Below are 23660 nucleotides of genomic sequence, written 5' to 3' on the forward strand. Positions count from 1 at the left end.
GTCATGACGCTTGCGTTCCCGCACCGTCACTGAGCGCATGCAGCGAGGCGGAGCAGGGGGCCGCGGGCCGGGTGCCCGCACGGGCGGGCCTAGTTCGCGCACGGCGGCTCGTACGACAGCCGAGGCAGGTACTCGTGCCACTTCTCCCGCGTCAGCACGCCCTGCGTGGTCGCGCAGACGCGGCTGATCGCCTGGTCGACGTCCAGGTTCCAGAGCCGGACGGTGTCGGTGCCGCTGGATACGCCGAGCATGTGGCTGGTGGGGCTGAACGACAGGAAGTTGCCCGTCGTGGCGTTCGGGCTCATCGCCTGACCGATGGCCGAGGCGTCGGACGGGCTCGCGACGTTCCACAGCCGGACCGTGTTGTCGTTGCCGCCGCTGGCCAGATAGCGCCCGCCCTTGCTGAACGTCAGGGAGACCACGGCTTCGGCGTGGCCGGTCAGGGGGTCCCCGTGCGGGGTCGCCCGGCGCGGGTCGGTGACGTCCCAGAGCCGGACCGTGTCGTCGTCGCCGCCGCTGGCCAGCGTTTGGCCGTCCGGACTGTAGGCGAGCGCGTTGACGGGCCCGGTGTGCCCGGTGAGAGGCGCGCCGCGCAGGGTGGGCCGGCGCGGGTCGGTCACGTTCCACAGCCGGATCGTGCTGTCCGCGCTGCCGCTGGCGAGCGTACGACCGTCAGCGCTGAAGACGAGGGAGTTGATGTAGCCGTTGTGGCCCTTGATCGGGGCGCCGAGCGGAACGACGTGCTCGGGGTCGGTGACGTTCCACAGCCGGATGGTGCGGTCGTCGTACGCGGTGGCCAGCGTGCGCCCGTCCGGGCTGTACGCCAGCGCGTCGGGGCCCATGAACCGGGTTCGCAGGGTGAGGGGCGCCCCGAGCGAGACCGGCCGGGCCGGGTCGCTCACGTCCCACAGATGCACCGCGCGGTTCCCGGTCAGCACCGCGAGGGTGTGGCCGTTGGGGGAGAACAGCAGGGAGCGCTGGCCACCGTCGCCCGGCATGAAGGGGTCGTTCAGCAGTACGGGCCGGGCCGGTTTCGCCACGCTCCACAGCCGGACACTGCCGTCGCGTGCGGCCGTGGCCAGCACCCGCCCGTCCGGCCGGAACGCCCCGCCGCGGCCGATCATGTCCGACGTCGGAATCGACCACAACCGGACCTTGCTGTCGCCGCTTCCGGTGGCGAGCGTACGGCCGTCGGGGCTGAACCCGAGCGCGTACATCTCCCCGCTGGCGCCCGCGAGAGGCTCGCCGACCTGCGAGGGATACGCCCGGTCGCTGACGTTCCACAGGGTCGCGGTGCTGTCCGCGCTGGCGGCGGCGAGCATGTCGCCCTCGGGGTTGAAGGCCACCGACCAGATGGGGCCGGTGTGCCCGGTGAGCGGTGAGCCGAGCTGCCGGCCATGGCGGCGGTCGGTGACGTCCCACAGCCGGATCGTGTCGTCCGCGCTGCCGCTGGCGAGGGTGCGGCCGTCCGGGCTGAAGGCGACGGAGTGCACCAGGTCGGTGTGTCCGGTCAGTGTGGAGAGCGCCTTCGGCCGGTCCGGTCCGGCCACGTCCCACAGCCGGATGGTGTCGTCGTCGCCCCCGGCTGCCAGCGTCCTGCCGTCCGGGCTGAACGCCACCGACCGCACGGCGGCGCCGGCCCCGGTCAGCGGCTCGCCCAGCGGCTCGGCCCGCTCCGGATCGGTGACGTCCCACAGCCGTACCGTCCGGTCCTCGCTGACGGAGGCGAGCGTACGGCCGTCAGGGCTGAAGGCGACCAGGTAGATCGTGCCCTCGTGCCCGGTCAGGGGTGCACCGAGTGGACGCGGCCGGTTCGGCTGCCGCACGTCCCACAGCCGGACCGTGCCGTCGTCCGAGGCACTGGCGAGGGTGCTGCCGTCCGGGCTGAAGACGGCGCTGCTCACCCAACTGGTGTGCCCGGCCAGGGGTTCACCCAGGGGCTTGGGCCGCTCCTGGTCGGAGACGTCCCAGAGCCGTACGGTCCGGTCGTAGCTGGCGGTGGCCAGGAGCCGTCCGTTCGGACTGAAGGTGGTCAGGTAGACGGCGCCGGTGTGGCCGCGCAGGGGCGTGGCCAGCGGGGCGTTCACGATCGATATCAGCCGGCTCTTGGTGTCCTCGTCGTCCGGGCGCAGCCGGTGGGCCACCAGGTCGAGCTGGGCGGACAGCGACGGGTCGGTGAACTGGAAGCGGTCGGCCTCGGCGAGCACCTGCGCGTACACGGCGTCGTCGCGTTGCTGCCAGGCGACCACCGCCGCACCGACGGCCACCATCACCAGCGCGACCAGCGCCGCGACCGCGCTGCGCATGATCCAGACCGTACGCCTGCGCAGCCTGACGGAGGCGGCCAGGAACTCCACGGCGCCCCGGGTCAGGAACGTGTCCCCGGCGGACCGCGCCCACCTGTGGGCCTGCTCCAGCCGGGAGCCCCGGTACAGCAGCGACGAGTCCCGGGCGGACTCCTCCCAGGCCCGGCCGTCCTCCTCCAGCCGCTGGCGCAGCAGATTGCCCTGCCGGTCCTCGTCGATCCAGTCCCGCAGCCGCGGCCAGGCGTGGAGCAGTGCCTCGTGCGTGATCTCCACGGTCTCCGCGTCCAGCGTGACCAACCGGGCCCGCACCAGCGCCTCGAGCGACTCCTCCGTCTTGTTCGGGTCCGTCGACTCCTTCGCCAGCTGCCGCCGCGTTCCCCGCCTCCGGGTCGTCTGCGTGTCCTCGCCGAGCCGGACCAGCCTGAGCAGCAGCAGCCGCGCGGCGGTACGCGCCGCCGGATCGAGGCCGGACCAGGCCCGCTCGGCGGTGGCCGCCACGGCACCCTGAATCCCGCCGGCCGCCCGATACCCGGCCAGCGTCAGCCGCCCGGCCTTGCGCCGCTGCCAGGTGGCGAGCAGCGCGTGCGACAGCAGCGGCAACGCCCCCGCGTCATGCGTCCCCCGCGGGCCGTCCGCACTCACCTCCCGCACGATCAACTCCGCCAGCCCCGGCTCCAGCTCCAGCCCCACAGCCTTGGCCGGCCCGGTCACGGCCTCCCGCAACTCCGAGGCCGTGAGCGGCCCGAGCACCATGTGCCGGTGCTGCAACGCGTCGGCCAGCTCCGGGTGCCCGAGGCACTGCTCGTAGAAGTCGGCGCGGATACCGAGGACCACGAGGACGGGCGGCGGGTCGCCGGGTTCGGCCGGGGTGCAGGCGGCGTGGAGGAGTCGAACGAAGGTACGGCGGTCTTCGTCGTCGGGGCAGAGGGTGAAGGTCTCCTCGAACTGGTCGACGATGAGGACGGGTGGGGTGGAGGGGGCAACTGGGCTGAGAGAACGGGTGGCAGTGGTGCCGGCAGCGCGTTCGGCGTCGGCGCCGGCGTCGGCTCCTGTGCCGGCTCCGGAGGCCTCGCGCCGGGCCCAGGCGAGGACGGCGGCGCGTGTGCGGCTCCCGAAGTCGGCACGGAGCTCGTCGGTGCGGTTCTCGTCCGGGTCCTGCGCCCGGTACCCCGAGCCCGCCACCTTTGCCGACCGGACGACATCCGCGAGCTCCGGTATACGGCGGGTCAGTTCGGCCAGCGGATCGGCGCCCGGCACAAGCTGCACCACAGCGCCCGCCGGACCGCTGCTACCCGCCCCGCCCAGCGCCCCGTCGCGCAGGGCCGTCACCAGACCGGCGTTCAGCAGGGAGGACTTCCCGGCCCCCGAGGCACCGACGAGCATGACGAGACCGCCGGTCTTCTCCACGGCGCGGAGCTGAGCGACCAGCGCGTCGGTACTCCGCTCCCGCCCGAAGAACCAACGGGCGTCCTGCTGCCGGTACGAGGCCAGCCCCCGATAGGGACAGACCCCACCGGACACCGCGGGCGCCTCGACGGGAGTCTGGGAATCCTCCTCTTCCCCGGAGGTCGCCCGCTCCCACAGCCGCTGCCACTGACCCAGGTCGTACAGCCCGGCGGACACGGGCGTGGGCCGCGCGCGGCGCGCCTGGGGAACCAGGACATGCAGTACGGCTGACAGCGCGGCGAACTGGGCGGGCACGTTCTTGGCCCGACGCCAGTCACTGATCCGCTGAGCGGACACCCGCACGGGACGGCCCCGCTCATCCACCCGCTGAAGCCGTACGACAGCGTCGGCCACACTCTTGAGCGGCGGGTTGCCGGCCTCCTTGTAGAGCAGCGCGAGCCGTTCCGCGAACGCTGTGCGCGCCGCCGAGTCGGAACTCAAGGCGTCCACTCCCTCACTCCGCCGCTGCTCGGCCCCACCTGGTCTTCCGGACCGGAAAACTCACTTTATATGGCTGACCTGCGGCGAAGACGGCGTCCGGAGACCGGACGCTCCTCTCCGGCACCCTCGACTGGCAGGATCACGACGCACTTGCGCATCCCTCGAGCGACGCCCAGGCAGGCCACCAGCCCAGAGCCCGGAGAGACCACTCATGGCGCCGCATGTTCTCGGACACCTTCGACACGATTCGCTTTCGCAGGAACTACGAGCCCCCGACGCCGCCCCAGTCCAGCTCGACCCGAACCGACCCGCCGACACGGCGCGTCCCTCACGGGTCGACACCTCCTCGCCGTTCGGCACCGGTCCCCACGAGGGGAGGGACCGGTGCCGGACGACGCGGCTGCGTGGCCGGCCGAGGTTCGGCCGGCCCTGTCGGTGAGATCGGTGCCGCCGACCGTCCTGCGACGGCAAAGAGATGATCCACGCTTCCCCCTCGTCTGCCCGGCAGCCCCCCGCCGGGCGTCCAGGGCCTAGGGGCACGGCGTCCTGCCGGACAGCCCGTCGCGCGGGGCAGGCTTCTCGGTGGCGAATGGTCCATCGACGGTGCGCTGCCTTCAACGCCATGTGCCCGATGACCACAGACATGGCTGAAGTCTTTCGATGGGGATGAACTTGGTCAGTCGTGCGCCCTGCCCTGTCCATTGCTGATCGTCTTACGATCACTACTCTGCGTACGAGGGAGCGTGGCATGGCGGCAGGTGGATCGGCATCGCGGCGGGCGCAGGAGGCGCGGCGACAGGAGCGGCTGCTCAGGGAGCAGTGGCAGGCGGCACGGCAGCAAGCACGCCGTTGGGAAGCGGCCAGCGAGGGCGAACTCAGGGTCGCCGCCCAGCTGTTGGTCCTGACGGCGCGCGGGTGGCGGTTACTGGTTGACCGCAGGTGGCCGGGCACCCGGGCTGCCAACGTGGACATGCTGCTGGTCGGTCCCGGCGGTGTGTTCGTCGTCGACGTCAAGAACTGGCGCTCCGCGCCAGAGGCTTCAGACGGAAAGCTCCGCGTCGGCGGAGAGCCGCGCGATGAGCACGCGGCCAAGCTTCTGGCCGTCACGAAGGCGGCCGAGTCGGCGGTGGCCTCCTTGGGAATGTCCCCGGTCGCGGTCCAACCCCTCATGGTTTTCGCGGGGCACCGCGTCGACGCCGAGCTGGGCAGGATCCGGTTACTGGGGGAGCAAGAGGTCGGGCCGGCTCTGCTGTCGGAGCGCAGTCGACTTCGCGCCGAATCCGTACGTGCCATCGCCGACCACCTGGAGCGGATCTTCCCCGAGCACGAGGGATCGTCCGTGACGCAGCCGGCACCGTCCCCGCCTCAGGCGCAGCCGCAAGAAGAGCTGTCCGACGGCTTGTTCGACCTCGACGGACTGCGCGAAGCGGCTCTGGAACAAGCGCTGCAGGCACCGATCGAACAGTGGATGACCTTCCTCCACCCCGATCAGGTTGCTCTGGTACGCCGCAACTGGGCCGGCCCCGCACGGATCAGCGGCCCCGCAGGTACTGGCAAAACCGTCGTCGGCCTGCATCGCGCGGCACACCTCGCCCAGCGCACCACCGGTCGCCTCCTGTATGTCACCTTCGCCAACAACCTCCCGCGGGTGCAGGCGACTTTCCTCAAGACCATGTCCCCCGCCGTGGCCGACCGGGTCGACTTCCGAAGCCTGCACTCCTGGGCCCAGGAGTTCCTGCACGACAGCGGTGTCCCCGTCCGATTACACGGAGGCAAGGCCCAGACCGCTTTCAGCCTCGCCTGGAAGCACGTCGGTCGCGACAGCTGCCTGACCGAGATCGACCCGGGCCCGGTCTACTGGAAGGAGGAGATCGACCACGTCATCAAGGGGCGCGGCATCACGTCCTTCGAGGAGTACGCCACTGTGCCCCGCCGACGGCGTCGCGCGAGTTTGCGGCGTCCGCATCGGCAGGCCGTCTGGGCTCTGTACGAGGCGTACGAAGCGCTCCGCTCCGAGCGAGGCGTGCACGACTTCAACGACGTCCTCTCCCTCGCACTGGCAGAAGCGCGGCGCAACAAAGCACAACACCGCTACGCGGCAGTGATCGTCGATGAGGTTCAGGACCTGACCTTGATCGGAGTACGGCTCCTACACGCTCTCGTCGGCGATATGCCGAATGGACTGCTGCTGGTCGGCGACGGCCAACAGGCCGTCTACCCCGGTGGTTTCCGCCTGTCCGACGCCGGCATCGACATCCGCGGCGACCGCGGGCAAGTGCTGCGCACCAACTACCGCAACAGCAAGCAGATCCTCGATACCGCGCTCGCGGTCGTCGCCGAGGACTCCTTCGAGGACATCGACGGGCTCCGAACGCCAGGCCGCCGCGACGTCGATCTCACGTATCACGACGGCAACGTGATCCGCGTTTCGAAGCCGACACCGGCCGACCACGACGAAGCTCTCCTGGAGGCCCTGCGAGACCTGCCGCCCGGAGCCCGGCCGGACACCGCGGTGCTGTGCCCGTCCATGCGCGCGATCGGCCACTACCAACGGCTCCTCGAACGGGCGGGCATCTCCGTATGCCTGCTGGAGCACTACGACGGCCGCCCCGTCGACGCCGTCAAACTCGGCAGCTACCGCCGAGCCAAGGGCTTGGAGTTCAAGCGCGTCTACCTCCCGGAGCACGACGCGACCTTGGCGAACGGCACCCACACACCAGCCGACGCGAATGCCTCGGAAACCGAACGCGAGCGCAACGAGCTGGCCCGCAGCCAACTCTTCGTGGCCATGACCCGAGCGCGTGACGTCCTGTGGCTGGGGAGTGTGAACCGGCCCTCAGAGGGGCGATGACGGACAGGGCTTGGGGGCCAGTTCGCCAAGGACTCATGTCGCCGATCGGACATACACGGAGCTGTGGATGCCGCAGGGCCTCCGCTATGAGCCGATACGCAGCGCCTCCGGGAGGGTTCGGGGTGCATCGCGCCAGTGCCGCCATCAACCAGGGAGTATCAGGTCTCCAGGATGAACGTCCTGGACAAGCGGTTCGGATATCGCCGTGTTCCGGCCCTCTCATCCCCGTACGGGACTCACGGAGGGGTGTCCCCCCGGTGCCCGCGACTGTGACGCCCCGGAGAACCTGTCACCAACAGGCGGCGGTGCTTCTGTCCGGCAACGACACAGACGCGGTCGTCGAGACGAGCGATTATCCGAGGAAGCGTGGGATGTCCTCGCATGGTGGTTACGGGTGACCCTAGGGCCCGGCGTCTCCGGCGGAGACGGAACAGACCCGCACGCTTTCCAACTGTGGTCCCGGGGTCTCGGACCGGGGCCGTTCACCTGCGTTCATGGGCGGCCGGTCGTCTGAGCGGCTGCCGCCTTCGGTCCTCTGAACGGCCGTGAACGGCGCCGAACGAGACGGATGGGCACGCAGGGCTTGAGAGCCGGACGCTGATCTACAGCAGTCCTCTCTACTCGTCCTCGCCGAAGCCGTAACGGATGTTCTCCTGCCTGCAGGACGGGCAGACGATGTAGGCCTATGAGTTGCTGCCATCTTCATAGGGCAGGTAGCTCGTTCCACCCGAGAGCGTGGACTGACACCACTGACAGGTGCCACTGCCACGGTTCTTGGCGCGGGTCGGCGGGTCACGCCACGCGCTTCGCAGCGGTTGATCAGGCGCCGCATCCACCGAGGATCGGTGGTCTCGGCGATGAAGGGCGCGGAGAGTACGGTACTGATCGCGCAGTCGATGTTCGCGTACGCGGTCTCCAGCAGGCACTGGTACTCCAGCGGGCGGACCTTCTCCCGGTAGAGGTCCGTGTGCCGGTCGTAGGGTTCGCTGCCCATTTCAACAAGGAGGCGCTCGACGAGCGGGCGCGTGATCGGGTCCTTGTCGAGGACGGGCCATCCGGTGAGCTGCGATACGAAGCGGGCGAACTCCGACTTCCCGCTGCCCGCGTAGCCGCCGACCATCATCAGCGTCGGCCGGTTCGGATCACCGCCGGTGTCGCAGCGGTTGGTTCCTGACGGCCTGTGGGAACTGGCTGCCCCGTTGCTGCCGTCGTTCAATTCCCGTCCGCAGGGTGGCGGGACCGCTCCCTGTGATGAGTGGGCTGTGCTCACAGCGGTGGTGTATGTGCTGACCGGCGGTGGTCGCGCCTGGCGGCATCTACCCGAGACGTTTGGCTTCTCTCCCGCGACCAACCCGGAGCGCAGTCGCCCCCCTGCGGAAGATTCACTTCTGGGCTAAGGAGAAGGGCCATGAGTGCCCTGATTGGGGCCGGATGCCGGAGAGCGTGTTTGTTGCGTACCGCATTGCCATCCCTGGCGTTGGCTCCATTCGCAGAGCCTGGTCGATTAGTAGAACCGGATAGTTGGCCTCGCTGCCAGGAGGCGAGGATGCCCAGAAGGAGTGTTCGTACCTATCGAGGGCAATCGAGAATCTGGCTCATCGCGCCGGGCTGTCGGCTGGCAGATGCTGCGTTACAAAGCCTCAAAGGTTGAAGGCTTCAGTAAAAGAAAATTTGCTATACCCAAGTGGCGTGCCACTGCGTCGGAGGTGACGATAAGAACGAGTGCTAGGCAGTCCGAAAGGGGATGAGGGAGATGGCAGTTCTTGATGTGGCCTGGGTCACCATAGCCCCCAACGGTTCTCACAGCTGGTTCCATCACGGCTTCACAGCCAAGCAATCGGTCCACTTCAGCATTGTAGTCTTTGGAGTCGGGGGTTTCCCTACTCCATTGGGGAAGGCAACGCTCACACAGGGCGAGGCGTACGAGCATGTCGACGGCACAAAAGCCTACAAGGTGTACATACAGAACAATTCACCCTTCAATCCGGTTAATGTCCACATCCTCGCTCAGGTTGAGTCTCTCTGAGGGCTCACAACTGAAAGGTTCGAAGCGACATGGCAACCATGAGAGTTTCAATCGTTCACGATGAAGTAGGGAACGTCGTGTCGGTTACGCGCCCCGCAGAGGGCGCGAACATAGTTCCGCTAGGTGGGGACGGGCAATCTGTGCTCGAAACAGAGATCGACGAAAATGCCATCGAGGACCTGGCGTCCGGGAAGCAGCGGGTGGATACCGTGAACAAGAAGATCGTCGATAATAATCCGTGACGCAGAAATTCCCCCGGGTCGCATCATTTTGATGGCCCGGGGTACCCTCTAAGTCTCGCGCACAGATAATCCATCTCTGCCGGTGATGCACCGTACGAAGGTGTGCTTCCCACCTTCGGAAGCCGATGCGGGACTGGGTCCTGAGCCAATTCAGCCCTGACTACGACGACGTTGCGGACAGGATCTGCCTGCGTATGCGGTACGAGGTGCCGGCCAACATGTACGCGCATAACTTCCTCGCCTCGATGAATGAGTGGGACCTCCTCGATGTCATAGACACGATGCCTCTGATGGCTCTGACGTCGGTTCTGCGGCGGACCACCTGGCGAACGCATGGCAAGCAGCGTATGGGCTGCACCCAAATCCGGTGCGGGCGTACAGCGAGGCCATCAAGGCGGCTGAGGCTGCCGCGCACTCTGTGATCGAGCCGAGTAACTCGAAGGCCACCCTCGGAAGCATGATCCGCGTGATCCGCAACTCGCCGTCACGGTTCACAACAAGTCTGTTCACGCCCCCAGGGAAGGAGCCCGTTGCCGCGGTGGAAGGGATGATGCGAGCCCTATGGGAGGGGCAGACGTCTCGACACGGAGCCCGGACCGTCACCGTCCCGGAGACGCTGGAGGCAGCGCGTGCCGCAGTCCACCTTGCTGCAACGCTCGTGCAGTGGTTCACCGTAGGAGCGGTGGCGCGAATGCCGTGAGAGCTCCGCGTGCGACAGGCCCTCGCAGGCGCGCTTAGTCACTCAGTTAGTCACGCAGCACGCGTCAGGGGCCCCTCCTTAAGTAAGGAGGGGCCCCTGACCTGGTACTTCACTGTCGGGGTGGCGGGATTTGAACCCACGACCTCTTCGTCCCGAACGAAGCGCGCTGCCAAGCTGCGCTACACCCCGATGTCGCTGCTGTCGCGGCGACGTCGTTTACTTTAGCCCACCGGTGGCTGGAGACGAAATCCGGTTTTCGTGCGGTGATGGGCGCGGTGGCGGATGGGGTTGGGGCGGACGTGGTCGAGGGCCACAAGGGCTATGGCCAGGGCGTAGATGGCGAGGCCGATGAGGAGGGCGTTGCCGAGGACGCTCTTGTAACCGTGCCGGGCCACGTCGAGGAAGGGGTAGAGGTAGCGGGCCGGCGTGCCGGGGACGAGTAGTTCGCCTCGGGTGAGGGCGATCGCCAGGTAGGCGAGGGGGTAGAGCAGCCAGGTCGCCGCCGGGCGCAGGTGCAGCTGGCGCGGGGCCGTCAGGAGCAGCCAGTCCAGCAGAGCCGCGATGGGCGTCGCCGTGTGCAGGACCTGGGTGGTGATCGCGTGCCAGCCCGTGGGGTCCGTGGCCTCGCCCGTGAGGACGCCGGGGAGCGCGTAGGGGCTCGACTCGTTGGCCAGCAGCAGGTGGTAGACGAGGCCCGTGACCAGGGCGTAGAGCAGCGTGGCGCCTGTCAGTTTGGAGGGCAGGGGGCGACGGGCGGTCCAGGCGCGGCGGGCCGAGAGGATGAACACAAGGGCCAGCAGGATGTTGGCCTGGATCGCGAAGTGGCTCAGGGTGCGCAGGGGACTGCCGAGGGTGAGTTCGACGGCGACGGCCGCGGCCGCGACCAGGGCGACCAGCAGGCGGTACACGGCTGCCAGGGGGCGGCGGGAGGGGGCCACCACCGCCGTGGCGGGGACGTGGGACGGCAGCAGCGCGGGGATGCCCGGTATCGCGGGGAGGTCCGGGATGTCCCTGGGTATCGGGGCTGTCATGCCCTCACGCTAAGCAGGGTGGGCAAAACGGGCGATACGGGTGGTCCGTGCGGGTTACGCCGAGCGGCCCTATGCCAGCGCCCGGGCCAAGCGAGCCGAGCCGGGCCGATCAAAGTGAGGCCGAGCCGGGCCAACCAAGGTGAGGCCGAACCAAGCCGGGCGCGCCCATACGGCCGGCACGCCCCCGTATCCCCCGAGGCCTCCCTACCCCAGCCCCACCAGCACCAACAGCACCTACTCCCGCCCCACCAACGTCAACAACGTCGCCTCCGGCGGGCAAGCGAACCGGAACGGGGTGTAGCGGTTCGCGCCGCAGCCTGCCGAGACGTGCAGGTAGGACGTACGGCCCTCCGCCGTGTGCGTCGACAGGCCCTTCACACGATCGGTGTCCAGGTCGCAGTTGGTGACAAGGGCGCCGTAGAAGGGGATGCAGAGCTGGCCGCCGTGGGTGTGGCCGGCCAGGATCAGGGGGTAGTCGTCGGCCGTAAAGGAGTCCAGGACGCGCAGGTACGGCGCGTGCACCACGCCCATCGCGAGGTCGGCGGCGCCCGACGGACCCCCGGCCACCCGCTCGTAGCGGTCCCTCTTGATGTGAGGGTCGTCGAGGCCGGTGAGCTCCACCGACACGCCCTCGACCTTCAGCGTCCCGCGCGTGTTCGTGAGGTTGAGCCAGCCCGCGGCGTCGAAGCCGTCGCGCAGGTCCTCCCAGGGGTTGTGGATCGCGCCGACGGCGGGCGCGTTGCCGTTCAGGCCGTGGCGGCCCTGGGCCTTCTCCAGCAGGTAGCGGGCGGGGTTGCGCAGCTTCGGGCCGTAGTAGTCGTTCGAGCCGAAGACGTACGCCCCCGGGAACTGCATCAGCGGACCCAGCGCGTCCAGCACCTCCGGCACGCCCTCCGGGTCGGAGAGGTTGTCGCCGGTGTTGATCACGAAGTCGGGGCGCAGGCCGGCCAGCGAGCGCAGCCAGCGCTGTTTCTTGCGCTGGCCGCCGACCATGTGGATATCGGAGACCTGGAGCACGCGCAGCGGACGCATGCCCGCGGGCAGGACGGGGACCGTCACCCGTCGCAGGCGGAAGGAACGGGCCTCGAAACCCGCCGAATACAACAGACCGGCGGCGCCAACCGCCGTGATGCCCAGGGGTACTCCGTATCGCGCACGCATACGACCATCGTGTCAGACCGGCGAAGTCCCCGTGTCCGGCCGCCTCCGGTACGGCACCACCGGGCACGCCCCTTGAAATCAAGGGGCGTTCCCTGCCCCACACCTGCGACAATCGACGCCATGACCACGCTCAAGTCGAAGCTGCAGGAAGACCTCAACGCCGCGATCAAGGAGCGCGACGAGCTCCGCTCCTCGACGCTCCGGCTGACGCTCGCCGCGATCACCAAGGAGGAGGTCGCGGGCAAGGAGAAGCGCGAGCTCTCCGACGACGAGGTGCAGAAGGTGATCACCCGCGAGGCGAAGAAGCGCCGTGAGGCGGCCGAGGCCTTCGCGCAGGGTGGTCGTGCCGAGTCCGCCGAGCGGGAGAAGGCGGAGGGCGAGGTACTCGCCACGTACCTGCCGAAGCAGCTCAGCGACGACGAGCTGAACCAGATCGTCGCCCAGGCCGTCGAAGAGGCCAAGGCCGCCGGCGCCGAGGGGCCGCGGGCCATGGGCGCCGTCATGAAGATCGTGAACCCGAAGGTGGCGGGCCTGGCGGAGGGCGGCCGCGTGGCCGCGGCGGTCAAGAAGCTGCTCGCCGGCTGACACCCACGGCAGGGCAGCCGGCGGACACGCGCGACGAACCGGCCCGCCCGCCCCGGACGACAGACGGCCCCTGTCCCTTCGTACGACATCAAGTCCTCGTACGAAGGGACAGGGGCCGTCCCCGTCTCAGGTGGCGGCCGAGTGCCGTCAGGGCCTCGGGCGCCGCGCGTCAGCCGCGGCCGCCGGTGCCGTTCCCGTTCGACTGCCCCTGCCACCAGCCCTCGGGGATCGAGAAGGAGGGCGTCGGGTACGTGCCGCCGTCCGTGCCGCCGTTGTTGCCGCCGCCGTTGTTGCCGCCGCCGATCAGGCCGCCGATGTTCCCGTCGCCGTTGTTCCCGTCGCCGTTGCCGTTGCCGTTCTCGCCGCCGTCGTCGTCCTCGTCACCGCGGCCACGGTCCGGCTTGTCCTCCGGGATGTCGACGGTGTTGAAGTTCTCGTCGGGCTTGCCGTCGAGGGCGCCGTTCATGGCGTCGCGCCAGATCGGACCCGGCACCCGGCCGCCGTAGACGAGGTCGTGGTACTGGCCGCCGATGTAGATGTTCCGCATCTTGACCTTCTGGGTGGCGCTGCCGACCCAGACGGCGCCCGAGAGGTTCGGCGTGTAACCGACGAACCAGGCGTTGCGGCGCTCGTCCGTCGTACCCGTCTTACCGGCGCTCTGGCGGTTGGTCAGACCGGCTTCCTTACCCGTGCCGGAGTCGACCACACCCTGCAGCAGGGTGTTGATGGTGTCCGCGGTCTGCTCGGACATCGCCCGCGAGCACGTCGACTTGGGCACCTCGAGCGACTTCTGCTCCCCGCCGACCTTCTGCGAGATCGACTCGATGGCGATCGGCGTGCAGTACATGCCGCGAGAGGCGAAGGCGGCGTACGCGCTCGCCATCGTCAGCGGGGAGAGGCCGATCGAGCCGAGGGTTACGGAGGGGGTCTCCGGGAGCTTGTCGCCGTTGCCCTGCCGGACCTGAAGCTTGTCGGTGATGTTGACCACCGGGCACAGACCGATGTCGGCGACCATCTGCACGAAGTAGGTGTTGACCGACAGCTCCATCGCCTTCCGCAGGCGGTAGGGGCCGCGCTCCGACTCGGCTTCGTTCTCCAGCTTCTCGCCGTTCAGGTTGGTCCACGGCTTGCTGTCGCACGTCTGGACCGGGCTCGGGTACTCCATCTCGTACGGCGACGGGTACTCCTGCGTCGGCGGGCGCCCTTCCTCCAGCGCGGCCGCCGCGACGAACGGCTTGAAGGTCGAACCGGTCGGGAAACCGAAGTTGGAGCCGCCGTAGGCCGCGTCGACCGAGTAGTTGTACTCGGTCTCGTTCTTGCCGTAGCCGTACGGCTTCGACTGGCCCATGCCGAGGATCTTGCCGGTGCCGGGCTCGACGAGGGTGGTCGCGGCGGCGACCTTGTCGTCCTGGTTGACGTGGTCCTTGAGCGAGGCCTGGACCGACTCCTGGGCCTGCGGGTCGAGGGTCGTCGTGATGGTCAGGCCGCCGCGGTTCCAGATCTTGGCGCGGGCCTCGCGGTTCTTGCCGAAGACCGGGTCGCTGAGGAAGACCTTCTCGACGTACTGGCAGAAGAAGCCGGCGCCCTTGACCGCGGTGATGCAGCCGTTGTTGGGCTTTCTCACCTTCAGGCCGAGCGGCGCCTCCTTGGCCTCGTCGGCCTCCGCCTGGGAGACGTCGCCGACGTCGGCCATGCGCTGCAGGACGATGTTGCGCCGCTTGGTGGCCTCGGCCTCGTCGTTGACCGGGTCGTAACGACTCGGCGACTGGACGATGCCCGCGAGCAGGGCCGCTTCCTGGAGCTTGAGGTCCTTGGCGGACTTCGAGAAGTAGCGCTGGGAGGCGGCCTCGACGCCGTATGCCTGCTGGCCGAAGAACGTGATGTTCAGGTAGTTCTCGAGGATCTTCTTCTTGCCGAGCTCCTCCTCGACCTGGATCGCGTACTTCAGCTCCTTGATCTTGCGGCCGAGGGTCTGCTGGGTGGCCTGCGCGACCTTCGTCGCGTCGTCGCCGGCCTCCTCGACGAAGACGTTCTTCACGTACTGCTGGGTGAGCGTGGACGCGCCCTCGGTGACGCCGCCGCTCTGCGCGTTGCGGTTGAGGGCGCGCAGGACGCCCTTCAGGTCGACTGCGCCATGCTGGTAGAAGCGGGCATCCTCGATCGCGACGATCGCCTTCTGCATGTGCGGCGAGATGTCCTTGAGGTCGACCACCGTACGGTCGCGTGAGTAGACCGAGGCGATCTGGTCACCCTTGGCGTCCAGGATCGTGGTGCGCTGGCTCAGCGGTGGCGTCTTGAGACTGACCGGGAGCTCGTCGAAACTCTCGACCGAACCCTTGGCCGCGAGCCCCAGCGCGCCGACGGCGGGCAACGCGATACCGGCCAGCACGGCTCCCGCGAGCACACTGACACCGAGGAACTTGGCGGCCTGTTGCGTTGGCGACAGACCACCGCCCGAGCGCTTCTTTGGCATGGGGGCAGCCTAAACCGTAGAGATGAGCGAACCGAGGGCCGACCGTGCGCGGGCAGAGCTCGCTCATGGATGCAGCCCATTCGCCGGACAGGCGTGCAGGCCTTGGCCTAAGCTGCTCTCAACTGTCACAGCAGCGCGGCCACGTATCAATACGTCCGGCGACCCCGAATCGTTCCGGAGGTTCCCCACTTTTTTGGTGGAGGCGTGTCCGAATCCGCCTTGTGTGTCATCCGGCGTCCGTTGTGACTCAACAGAACTGTCCCGGTTTGCCGGGAAAGTCACGCATGTCGCCAGCTCACTCCCCCGGGTGATCTGCCGCTTACGCATAGTCCGTTCGGGCCATTCAAGATTGGGCCCGAAGGGGGTGTTGCGCTGTGCCCACCTTCCGTAACGTCCTCAACTGGCGGCGGTGAATATGCCGCTGCCGCCGTGGGGGAGCCTCGATTCGGGAGAGGACGGCGCCGGTATGGGCTGGGTAGTCGACTGGAGTGCGCAGGCGGCCTGCCGCACTACCGATCCGGATGAACTGTTCGTTCAGGGAGCAGCGCAGAACAGGGCCAAGGCGGTGTGCACCGGATGCCCGGTGCGCACGGAGTGCCTGGCGGACGCGCTGGACAACCGCGTCGAGTTCGGCGTGTGGGGAGGAATGACCGAGCGGGAGCGCCGGGCACTGCTGCGCAGGCGGCCCACCGTGACCTCCTGGCGCCGGCTGCTGGAGACCGCGCGCACGGAGTACGAGCGCGGGGCCGGCATCCTGCCGCTCGACGACGACCAGGTGTACGAGGACTTCGCAGCGGTGAGCTGAGGGCGCCAAGGCTGAGGGCGCCAAGGCTGAGAGGGCCAAGGCTGAGGGGGCCAGAGGGGGCCAGGAGGGCCTCCTCGCGGAACTCCCTCAGGTGCCGGCCGTGGGCTCGGGCAGCTCCGGCCTGTGTGCCGCGAGTCGGTTTCCGATGTCCCGCAGCCCCGCCAGGTCATGCACATCGCCGGGCAGCGCGGCCACTTCGGCCACCGCCACCTCGGGGTGCAGTGAGGTGAAGCGGTCACGCGTGCGCTGCTCACGTGAGAGCAGTTGCATTCGCTCGTTGTGCAGCCTCAGCAGGCCTGCGGTGAGTTGGTCGACGGACCGCTCCACGTGCGCAGTGGCGGAAGTGACGGGCTGCGGCTCGTCCGTGGCTGCGGTGCGCTCCATGTCCGGGGCGGGGGAGCCTGCCTCAGGAGCGGCGGGGGAGCCTTCTTCTTCGGGAGCCGGTTGTTCGGAAGCCCGTTCTTGGGGAGCCGATTCTTCGGGAGCGGGCGATGCGGATGCGGCCAATGCTGAACTGTCGTACGTGTCGGGGGAGTTACGAAGTCCAGCTTTCCCGCCCTCCTGATCCACAATGCCGGGCTCTTCAAGATTTTCCGCAGCGGCGAGCGCCCGCTCGGCCGACAGCCGGTCGGCGCCGCTGCCGTGAACCCGGTTGAGCACCAGACCGGCGAGCGGCATGTCCTCGGCGGCCAGCCGCTCCACGAAGTACGCGGCCTCGCGCAGCGCGTCCCGCTCGGGAGCGGCCACCACCAGGAACGCCGTCCCGGGCGCTTGGAGCAGCTTGTACGTCGCGTCCGCGCGGGTGCGGAACCCACCGAACATGGAGTCCATCGCGGCCACGAAGGTCTGCACGTCCTTCAGCAGCTGGCCGCCGAGCAGCTTGCCCAGGGCGCCGGTCATCATCGACATGCCGACGTTCAGGAACTTCATCCCCGCACGGCCGCCCACCTTCGCCGGGGCCAGCAGAACGCGGATCAACTTTCCGTCCAGGAACGAGCCGAGCCGCTTGGGCGCGTCCAGGAAGTCCAGCGCCGAACGGGACGGCGGTGTGTCGACGACGATGAGGTCCCACTCGTCCCGGGCGCGCAGCTGGCCCAGCTTCTCCATCGCCATGTACTCCTGCGTGCCCGCGAAGCCCGCCGAGAGCGACTGGTAGAAGGGGTTGCCCAGGATCGCGGCCGCCCGGTCCGGGTCCGCGTGCGCCTCGACGATCTCGTCGAAGGTGCGCTTCATGTCGAGCATCATCGCGTGCAGCTCGCCCGCGCCCTCGACGCCCTTCACCCGGCGCGGGGTGTTGTCCAGGGAGTCGATGCCCATCGACTGGGCGAGCCGGCGGGCCGGGTCGATCGTGAGCACGACCACCTTTCGCCCGCGCTCGGCGGCCCGCAGTCCCAGCGCCGCCGCGGTCGTGGTCTTGCCGACACCGCCCGAGCCGCAGCACACCACGATGCGGGTCTTCGGGTCGTCGAGCAGAGGGTCGAGGTCGAGCACACGCACGGGGGACAGGTGGGGGGGCCGCGCGGCGTCGGGCGCCTGGGCGGATTCCGGACGACTCATGACATCCCCTGCTTCCGACGCTGACGGTCCTGACGTAGGACGTGCCGGTCCTGACGTACGGCGTGCCGGTCCTGACGTACGGCGTGCCGGTCCTGACGTACGGCGTGCCGGTCCCGCCTGCTGAACGGGCTCGTGTCCTGCCTGGTGAACGGACTCACGACAGGCCCTGTTCCCGAAGGTCGCCCGCGAGTGCGTACAGACCCGCCAGGTCCATGCCCTCGGCGAGCAGCGGCAGTTCGTGCACCGGCAGCCCCAACTCGTCCAGGACCGCCCGCTGCTCCTGCTCCAGCGCGTACCGCTCGGCGTACTCGTCGGCCTGGGTCAGCAGTGGGTCCACCAGCCGCTCGGCGTTCCCGCCGCGCCGTGCCCCGCCGAGCCCGGCGGAGGACAGCGACTTGGCGACGGCAGCACGCGGCACACTGCGTACGAGTTCCAGGTCGGTGGCGTCCAACACCTCGGGTCGCACCATGTTCACGATGATCCGGCCCACCGGCAGCCGTGCCGCCCGCAGCTCGGCGATCCCGTCCGCGGTCTCCTGGACGGGCATCTCCTCCAGCAGCGTCACCAGGTGCACGGCCGTCTCCGCCGACTTCAGCACCCGCATCACGGCCTGCGCCTGATTGTGTATCGGCCCTATCCGGGCGAGCCCGGCCACCTCGTCGTTGACGTTGAGGAAGCGGGTGATACGTCCGGTGGGAGGCGCGTCCATGACGACACAGTCGTAGACGAACCGCCCGGCCTTGTCCTTGCGCCGCACGGCCTCACACGCCTTGCCGGTCAGGAGTACGTCTCTCAGCCCCGGCGCGACGGTGGTGGCGAAGTCGATCGCGCCGAGCTTCTTCAGGGCCCGGCCCGCACCGCCCATTTTGTAGAACATCTGGAGGTAGTCCAGAAGGGCCAGTTCGGGGTCTATGGCGAGGGCATACACCTCCCCGCCCCCAGGAGCGACGGCGATCTTCCGCTCCTCATAAGGCAGCGCCTCTGTTTCGAAGAGCTGCGCGATGCCCTGCCTGCCCTCGACCTCGACGAGAAGCGTCCGCTTCCCCTCCGTGGCGAGGGCGAGCGCGAGCGCGGCGGCGACCGTGGTCTTTCCGGTCCCGCCCTTGCCGCTGACGACCTGGAGCCTGCTCACGTCTTCGAGCCTAACCAGTCGGTGCGCAAGCTACGCGACAGCCTGTGGACAATGTGACCGCAGTCGGCCGCATGGCCGTCGCCGGTCAGCGGATAAAGTCGGCCACATGACCAAGTGGGAATACGCAACTGTGCCGCTGCTCGTCCACGCCACGAAGCAGATTCTGGACACCTGGGGCGAGGACGGCTGGGAGCTCGTCCAGGTCGTGCCCGGGCCGAACAACCCCGAGCAGCTCGTGGCCTACCTGAAGCGGGAGAAGCAGGCGTGAGCGCGGTCGAGGAGAAGCTTGCCGAGCTGGGCCTGACGCTGCCGGAGGTCGTGCCTCCGCTGGCCGCGTACCAGCCGGCCGTCCAGTCCGGCGTGTACGTCTACACCGCCGGCCAGCTGCCCATGGTGGAGGGCAAGCTCCCGGTCACCGGCAAGGTGGGCGCGGAGGTCACCGCCGAGGAGGCCAAGGACCTCGCCCGCACCTGCGCCCTGAACGCCCTCGCGGCCGTGAAGTCGGTGGCGGGCGACCTGGACCGTGTCGCGCGCGTGGTGAAGGTGGTGGGCTTCGTGGCCTCGGCCCCGGACTTCACTGGCCAGCCCGGCGTCCTCAACGGCGCGAGTGAACTCCTCGCCCAGGTCCTGGGCGACAAGGGCGTCCACGCGCGCAGCGCGGTCGGCGTGGCGGTGCTTCCGCTGGACGCGCCGGTGGAGGTCGAGGTCCAGGTGGAGCTCACCGAGGCGTAGGCGACGGCGCCGGCGCAGGCCTTCGGCGGTGCGGCTGTCTGGCGGCCGGCCGCCGGGTGCCGGCCGCCGGGTGCCGGGCGGGGTGCCGGCCGCCCGGAGAGGTTGAACATCGCTGAACGGCACCGTAAATGAGCGGCCCGCCGCCCTCCCGGCAGGGCAAGGTGGCCCCATGGCTGAAACCGTCCTCCGCAGTGGGCTGGACGCCCAGGGGTACATCGCGCGCGAAGGGGCGCTCGAGCGCGTCCCCCGCGCGTTCCGGCCCGTCGTCGCCGCCGCGCGCGACCGCCTGCTGGATGTGTTCGGGGCGCGGCTGCACAGCGCGTACCTCTACGGGTCCATTCCGCGGGGCACCGCGCGCGTGGGGCGCAGCGACCTGGATCTGCTGGTCGCCCTGCGCGAGGAGCCGACCGAGGCGGACCGCGCGGACGCGCGCGGGCTCGACGAGGGGCTGGACAAGGAGTTCGCGCAGATCGACGGGGCGGGCACGCTGCTGTGCAGCCGCAGGCAGCTGCTGAGTGACCTGGAGCGGTACGACGGCGGGTGGTTCGTCGCCTGCCTCTGTACGCCCCTTCTGGGGGACGATCTCGCCGAGTATCTGCCGCGCTACCGGCCCGACTCGCTGCTCGCGCGCGAGACGAACGGCGATCTCGGCCTCCTGCTGCCTCGGTGGCGGGCGCGGATCGCCGGCGCCGACGACAGCGATGACGCCCGACGGCCGCTCGTCCGGTTCATGTCGCGGCATCTGGTGCGGACGGGGTTCACGCTCGTCATGCCGCGCTGGGGCGGGTGGACCAGCGACCTGGTGGAGATGGCGGAAGCCTTCGGCTCGTACTACCCCGCGCGCGCCGAGCAGATGCGGACCGCGGCACTCCTCGGACGGGAGCCGACGGGCGACGCGGCTGTCCTGCGGTCGTACGTCGAGGATCTCGGTCCCTGGCTTGCCGCGGAGTACGCGCGCGTGCACGGCGTCAAAGCCCCCAGGCCCGACTGAAGACGCTCAGAAGGCAGCCCTCGGCTCGACCGGATGGGCCGGTCAGATGAGCCCGTGCTCCTCCAGGTAGTCCAGCTGCGCCCGCACCGACAACTCGGCCGCGGGCCACAGGGAGCGGTCCACGTCCGCGTACACGTGGGCGACGACCTCGGCCGGGGTGCCGTAGCCGTCCTCGACCGCCGTCTCGACCTGGGCGAGGCGGTGCGCGCGGTGGGCGAGGTAGAACTCGACGGCGCCCTGGGCGTCGTCGAGGACGGGGCCGTGCCCCGGGAGGACGATGTGCACGCCGTCGTCGACCGTGAGGGACCGGAGCCGCCGCAGGGTGTCCAGGTAGTCGCCCAGGCGGCCGTCGGGGTGCGCCACGACCGTGGTGCCGCGTCCCAGGATCGTGTCGCCGGTCAGGACGGCCCGGTCGGCCGGGAGGTGGAAGGAGAGCGAGTCGGCGGTGTGGCCGGGCGTCGGGACGACCCGCAACTCCAGGCCGCCCATGTCGATCACGTCCCCGGCGCCGAGCCCCTCGTCGCCGAGCCGCAGCGCCGGGTCGAGGGCACGCACGCGTGTGCCGGTCAGTTCGGCGAACCGTACGGCGCCCTCGGCATGGTCCGGGTGGCCGTGGGTGAGCAGCGTCAGCGCGACGCGCTTGCCGGCCTTCTCGGCCGTGTCGACGACATTGCGCAGGTGTCCCTCGTCCAGCGGGCCCGGGTCGACCACCACGGCCAGGTCCGAGCCGGGCTCCGACAGCAGCCAGGTGTTCGTGCCGTCCAGAGTCATCGCGGAGGGGTTGGGCGCGAGGATGTTGACGGCGCGGGCGGTGGCGGGCCCGGAGAGGACCCCGCCTCGCGGCTGGCCGGGGAGGGCTGCTGCGTCCGTCATACGAGGGGGCCTTCCAGGGCTGTCGACGCCGCGGGAACTTCGGGAAACTCCGAAACCGCGGGCGTTGCGGACACTGCGGGCAAGGTCATGCGGGGGCTCCGCCGGTCGGGATGTGCTTGGTGAACTCGTCGTGGCCGGGCCAGGACAGCACGATCTCGCCGTCGTCCAGGCGGGCCTGCGCCAGGACGGGCGTGAGGTCGCGTTCGGGAGCGGCGGCGAGGGCCTGCGCGGCGCTGTCGTACGGGGTCAGCTGGCGCAGTGTGGCGATGGTGGGCGGCATCATCAGCAGCTCGCCCTTGTCGTAGGACTCGGCGGCCTCCGCGGGACGGATCCACACTGTGCGGTCGGCCTCGGTGGAGGCGTTGCGGGTGCGCTGGCCCTCCGGGAGGGCGGCCACGAAGAACCACGTGTCGTAGCGGCGGGGTTCGAACTCCGGGGTGATCCAGCGGGTCCAGGCGCCCAGCAGATCCGAGCGCAGCACCAGTCCCCGGCGGTCCAGGAACTCGGCGAACGAACCGTCCCGGGCCACCAGAGCGGCGCGGTCCGCCTCCCAGTCCTCGCCGGTGGTGTCACCGACGACGGAGTCGTGGGTGGGGCCGGCGAGCAGGACACCCGCTTCCTCGTAGGTCTCCCGCACGGCCGCGCAGACGATCGCCTGGGCCGCCGCCTCGTCGACACCGAGCCGCTGTGCCCACCACGCGCGCGTGGGGCCCGCCCAGCGGATCTGATGCTCGTCGCGAGGATCGACGCCGCCGCCCGGGTAGGCGTACGCCCCACCCGCGAAGGCCATGGACGCGCGGCGGCGCAGCATGTGCACGGCCGGGCCGGTGTCGGCGTCCCTGAGCAGCATGACGGTGGCCGCGCGCTTCGGCGCGACGGGGGTGAGGCTTCCGTCCGCAAGCGCGCGGATACGGTCCGGCCACTCCGGTGGGTACCACTGCCCGTTTGCCATGGGCGGAGGCTATCTCCTGGTGAGCGGATGTTCGAGGGGTGGCCGATCAGGGGCTGCCGAACGCGCCGGGGCCCCGCCTCACGGAGAGACGGGGCCCCGGCGTCGTACGGCATGAGATGCGCCCGACGCTGACTCGGTGTGCCTAGCGCGAGCGCTTGGCCAGCCGCTCCACGTCCAGCAGGATCACCGCGCGGGCCTCCAGGCGCAGCCAGCCGCGACCTGCGAAGTCGGCCAGGGCCTTGTTGACCGTCTCGCGGGACGCGCCGACCAGCTGGGCCAGCTCCTCCTGCGTCAGGTCGTGCACGACGTGGATGCCCTCCTCGGACTGCACGCCGAAGCGGCGGGAGAGGTCCAGGAGCGCACGGGCCACGCGGCCGGGGACGTCCGAGAAGACCAGGTCGGACATCGCGTCGTTGGTCCGGCGCAGTCGGCGCGCGACGGCGCGCAGCAGCGCGGTGGCAACCTCGGGGCGGGCGTTCAGCCAGGGCTGGAGGTCGCCGTGGCCCAGGCCCAGCAGCTTGACCTCGGTCAGCGCGGTGGCGGTCGCCGTGCGCGGGCCCGGGTCGAAGAGGGACAGCTCGCCGATGAGCTCTCCGGGGCCGACGACGGCAAGCATGTTCTCGCGGCCGTCGGGGGACGTCCGGTGAAGCTTGACCTTGCCCTCGGTGACGACGTAGAGCCGATCGCCCGGGTCGCCCTCGTGGAACAGAGAGTCGCCACGTGCGAGGGTCACCTCGCTCATGGAGGCGCGCAGTTCCGCGGACTGCTCGTCGTCGAGAGCCGCGAAGAGCGGATTGCGCCGCAGAGGGTCGTCCACGAGTTCTCTCCTTGTCGACCTGCTCAGGGGATCGCTCCCCCGCGTACCAGGGGACCGTGTTCCCCATTTTGCCGGACGGTCCAAACAGTGTGATCTGTCACAAGGATGCCGCACAGGTGTCCTGAGGTAAGCGGCAGGGGTCCAATTGGGGGCCGATCTTCAGGGTCCGGGGCGGATGTCAGTGTCGGGCTTTAGGCTGGCCGAGTGTCCAAATCGCCGGTGAGAGCACAGGCCAAGGGGGCTGGGCGGGTGGTTGTACGTCGCGATTCCGCTGTGGGCGAACAGGACCCTGGTGGCGGACGGAAAACGGCAAAAGCGGCGAAAAAGGCGCCGGGTGAGGCGATGGCGCGTGGCGAGAAAGTGGCGGTGAAATCGGACTCTGCCGAGAAGGCCGCGGGCGGGCAGCAGCCGGGTGGTGCGAAGGCGCCGACGGGCGCGAAGGAGGCCGCGCCCTCGAAGAAGGCTGCGGCAGCCGAGCAGGCCGTGCCCGCCGCGAAGGAGCGGGTGTGAAGGAGGACGCCGACGCGAAGAAGCAGACG

The 23660-nt window shown here is 69.5% G+C and carries 19 protein-coding genes, 1 tRNA gene and 1 pseudogene; 10 read left to right on the top strand and 11 right to left on the bottom strand.

Annotated features, from left to right (window positions below; all coding sequences use genetic code 11):
* Positions 1 to 89 precede the first annotated feature (89 nt).
* Positions 90 to 4202, bottom strand: coding sequence for an AAA family ATPase (locus ACFY5C_RS08140; protein WP_389441873.1), 4113 nt, complete (start codon positions 4200 to 4202; stop codon positions 90 to 92).
* A 739-nt stretch (positions 4203 to 4941) separates the two neighbouring features.
* Here ACFY5C_RS08140 and ACFY5C_RS08145 point away from each other — a divergent pair.
* Positions 4942 to 7044 (top strand): UvrD-helicase domain-containing protein, encoded by a 2103-nt coding sequence (locus tag ACFY5C_RS08145; RefSeq protein WP_389441874.1) that lies wholly within the window; start codon positions 4942 to 4944, stop codon positions 7042 to 7044.
* Positions 7045 to 7834: 790 nt separating this feature from the next.
* Here the strand turns inward: ACFY5C_RS08145 and ACFY5C_RS08150 are convergent.
* Positions 7835 to 8206 (bottom strand): annotated as a pseudogene (locus ACFY5C_RS08150) (AAA family ATPase); the annotation flags it as partial.
* Between ACFY5C_RS08150 and ACFY5C_RS08155 the strand changes: the two are divergent.
* From ACFY5C_RS08155 to ACFY5C_RS08165, 3 genes are all read left to right on the top strand, one after another.
* Complete coding sequence (locus tag ACFY5C_RS08155) at positions 8196 to 8441, top strand: transposase (protein ID WP_389441876.1); 246 nt, start codon at positions 8196 to 8198, stop codon at positions 8439 to 8441. The pseudogene ACFY5C_RS08150 and the gene ACFY5C_RS08155 sit on opposite strands and share 11 nt — an antisense overlap.
* A 356-nt stretch (positions 8442 to 8797) precedes the next feature.
* Entirely contained in the window at positions 8798 to 9070 is a 273-nt protein-coding gene (locus tag ACFY5C_RS08160) for a hypothetical protein (protein WP_389441878.1), read from the top strand.
* A gap of 29 nt (positions 9071 to 9099) precedes the next feature.
* Positions 9100 to 9312: a hypothetical protein gene (locus ACFY5C_RS08165; protein WP_389441880.1), complete on the top strand. Its 213-nt coding sequence runs from the start codon at positions 9100 to 9102 to the stop codon at positions 9310 to 9312.
* 815 nt (positions 9313 to 10127) lie between these two features.
* Here the strand turns inward: ACFY5C_RS08165 and ACFY5C_RS08170 are convergent.
* From ACFY5C_RS08170 to ACFY5C_RS08180, 3 genes are all read right to left on the bottom strand, one after another.
* Positions 10128 to 10201, bottom strand: a tRNA-Pro gene (locus tag ACFY5C_RS08170).
* Positions 10202 to 10233: 32 nt separating this feature from the next.
* The gene (locus tag ACFY5C_RS08175; protein WP_389441883.1) at positions 10234 to 11043 is read right to left on the bottom strand and encodes a Pr6Pr family membrane protein; all 810 of its coding nucleotides are present in this window, start codon (positions 11041 to 11043) and stop codon (positions 10234 to 10236) included.
* Positions 11044 to 11277: 234 nt separating this feature from the next.
* A complete protein-coding gene (locus ACFY5C_RS08180) occupies positions 11278 to 12204 on the bottom strand; it encodes a metallophosphoesterase (protein WP_389441886.1) in 927 nt (308 codons plus the stop codon).
* A 120-nt stretch (positions 12205 to 12324) separates the two neighbouring features.
* Here ACFY5C_RS08180 and ACFY5C_RS08185 point away from each other — a divergent pair, with 120 nt between their 5' ends.
* Entirely contained in the window at positions 12325 to 12789 is a 465-nt protein-coding gene (locus ACFY5C_RS08185) for a GatB/YqeY domain-containing protein (protein ID WP_389441888.1), read from the top strand.
* Between the two features lie 169 nt (positions 12790 to 12958).
* Here the strand turns inward: ACFY5C_RS08185 and ACFY5C_RS08190 are convergent, their stop codons facing one another.
* Entirely contained in the window at positions 12959 to 15262 is a 2304-nt protein-coding gene (locus tag ACFY5C_RS08190) for a transglycosylase domain-containing protein (RefSeq protein WP_389441890.1), read from the bottom strand.
* A 466-nt stretch (positions 15263 to 15728) separates the two neighbouring features.
* On the opposite strand from ACFY5C_RS08190, the gene wblA reads away from it, so the two are divergent.
* Positions 15729 to 16067, top strand: coding sequence for a transcriptional regulator WblA (gene wblA, locus ACFY5C_RS08195; RefSeq protein WP_328880237.1), 339 nt, complete (start codon positions 15729 to 15731; stop codon positions 16065 to 16067).
* Positions 16068 to 16154: 87 nt separating this feature from the next.
* On the opposite strand, the gene ACFY5C_RS08200 is transcribed toward wblA, so the two are convergent.
* Positions 16155 to 17624 carry an ArsA family ATPase gene (locus ACFY5C_RS08200; RefSeq protein ID WP_389441892.1) on the bottom strand — a complete coding sequence of 490 codons (1470 nt, stop codon included), beginning with the start codon at positions 17622 to 17624 and terminating at the stop codon, positions 16155 to 16157.
* A gap of 154 nt (positions 17625 to 17778) precedes the next feature.
* On the bottom strand, positions 17779 to 18756 hold the full coding sequence (locus ACFY5C_RS08205; RefSeq protein ID WP_389441895.1) for an ArsA family ATPase: 978 nt from the start codon (positions 18754 to 18756) through the stop codon (positions 17779 to 17781).
* A 106-nt stretch (positions 18757 to 18862) separates the two neighbouring features.
* Here ACFY5C_RS08205 and ACFY5C_RS08210 point away from each other — a divergent pair, with 106 nt between their 5' ends.
* The 3 genes from ACFY5C_RS08210 (at position 18863) to ACFY5C_RS08220 (ending at position 20479) form a co-directional block, all read left to right on the top strand.
* Positions 18863 to 19024, top strand: a complete 162-nt coding sequence (locus tag ACFY5C_RS08210) for a DUF4177 domain-containing protein (RefSeq protein WP_003975360.1) — start codon at positions 18863 to 18865, stop codon at positions 19022 to 19024.
* Positions 19021 to 19488 (top strand): RidA family protein, encoded by a 468-nt coding sequence (locus ACFY5C_RS08215; protein ID WP_389441898.1) that lies wholly within the window; start codon positions 19021 to 19023, stop codon positions 19486 to 19488. The genes ACFY5C_RS08210 and ACFY5C_RS08215 overlap by 4 nt, the downstream gene beginning before the upstream one ends.
* Positions 19489 to 19657: 169 nt before the next feature.
* Positions 19658 to 20479 (top strand): nucleotidyltransferase domain-containing protein, encoded by an 822-nt coding sequence (locus ACFY5C_RS08220; protein WP_389441900.1) that lies wholly within the window; start codon positions 19658 to 19660, stop codon positions 20477 to 20479.
* Positions 20480 to 20521: 42 nt separating this feature from the next.
* Here ACFY5C_RS08220 and ACFY5C_RS08225 read toward each other — a convergent pair whose 3' ends face one another.
* From ACFY5C_RS08225 to ACFY5C_RS08235, 3 genes are all read right to left on the bottom strand, one after another.
* Positions 20522 to 21352, bottom strand: coding sequence for an MBL fold metallo-hydrolase (locus tag ACFY5C_RS08225; RefSeq protein ID WP_389441903.1), 831 nt, complete (start codon positions 21350 to 21352; stop codon positions 20522 to 20524).
* Between the two features lie 85 nt (positions 21353 to 21437).
* Positions 21438 to 22304: an NUDIX hydrolase gene (locus ACFY5C_RS08230; protein ID WP_389441905.1), complete on the bottom strand. Its 867-nt coding sequence runs from the start codon at positions 22302 to 22304 to the stop codon at positions 21438 to 21440.
* Between the two features lie 142 nt (positions 22305 to 22446).
* On the bottom strand, positions 22447 to 23121 hold the full coding sequence (locus tag ACFY5C_RS08235; protein WP_007492020.1) for a Crp/Fnr family transcriptional regulator: 675 nt from the start codon (positions 23119 to 23121) through the stop codon (positions 22447 to 22449).
* A gap of 366 nt (positions 23122 to 23487) precedes the next feature.
* Between ACFY5C_RS08235 and ACFY5C_RS08240 the strand changes: the two genes are divergently transcribed.
* Positions 23488 to 23631 carry a hypothetical protein gene (locus ACFY5C_RS08240; protein WP_389441907.1) on the top strand — a complete coding sequence of 48 codons (144 nt, stop codon included), beginning with the start codon at positions 23488 to 23490 and terminating at the stop codon, positions 23629 to 23631.
* Positions 23632 to 23660: the final 29 nt, after the last annotated feature.

The organism is Streptomyces sp. NPDC012935 (genome assembly GCF_042900345.1).
GTDB lineage: Bacteria > Actinomycetota > Actinomycetes > Streptomycetales > Streptomycetaceae > Streptomyces.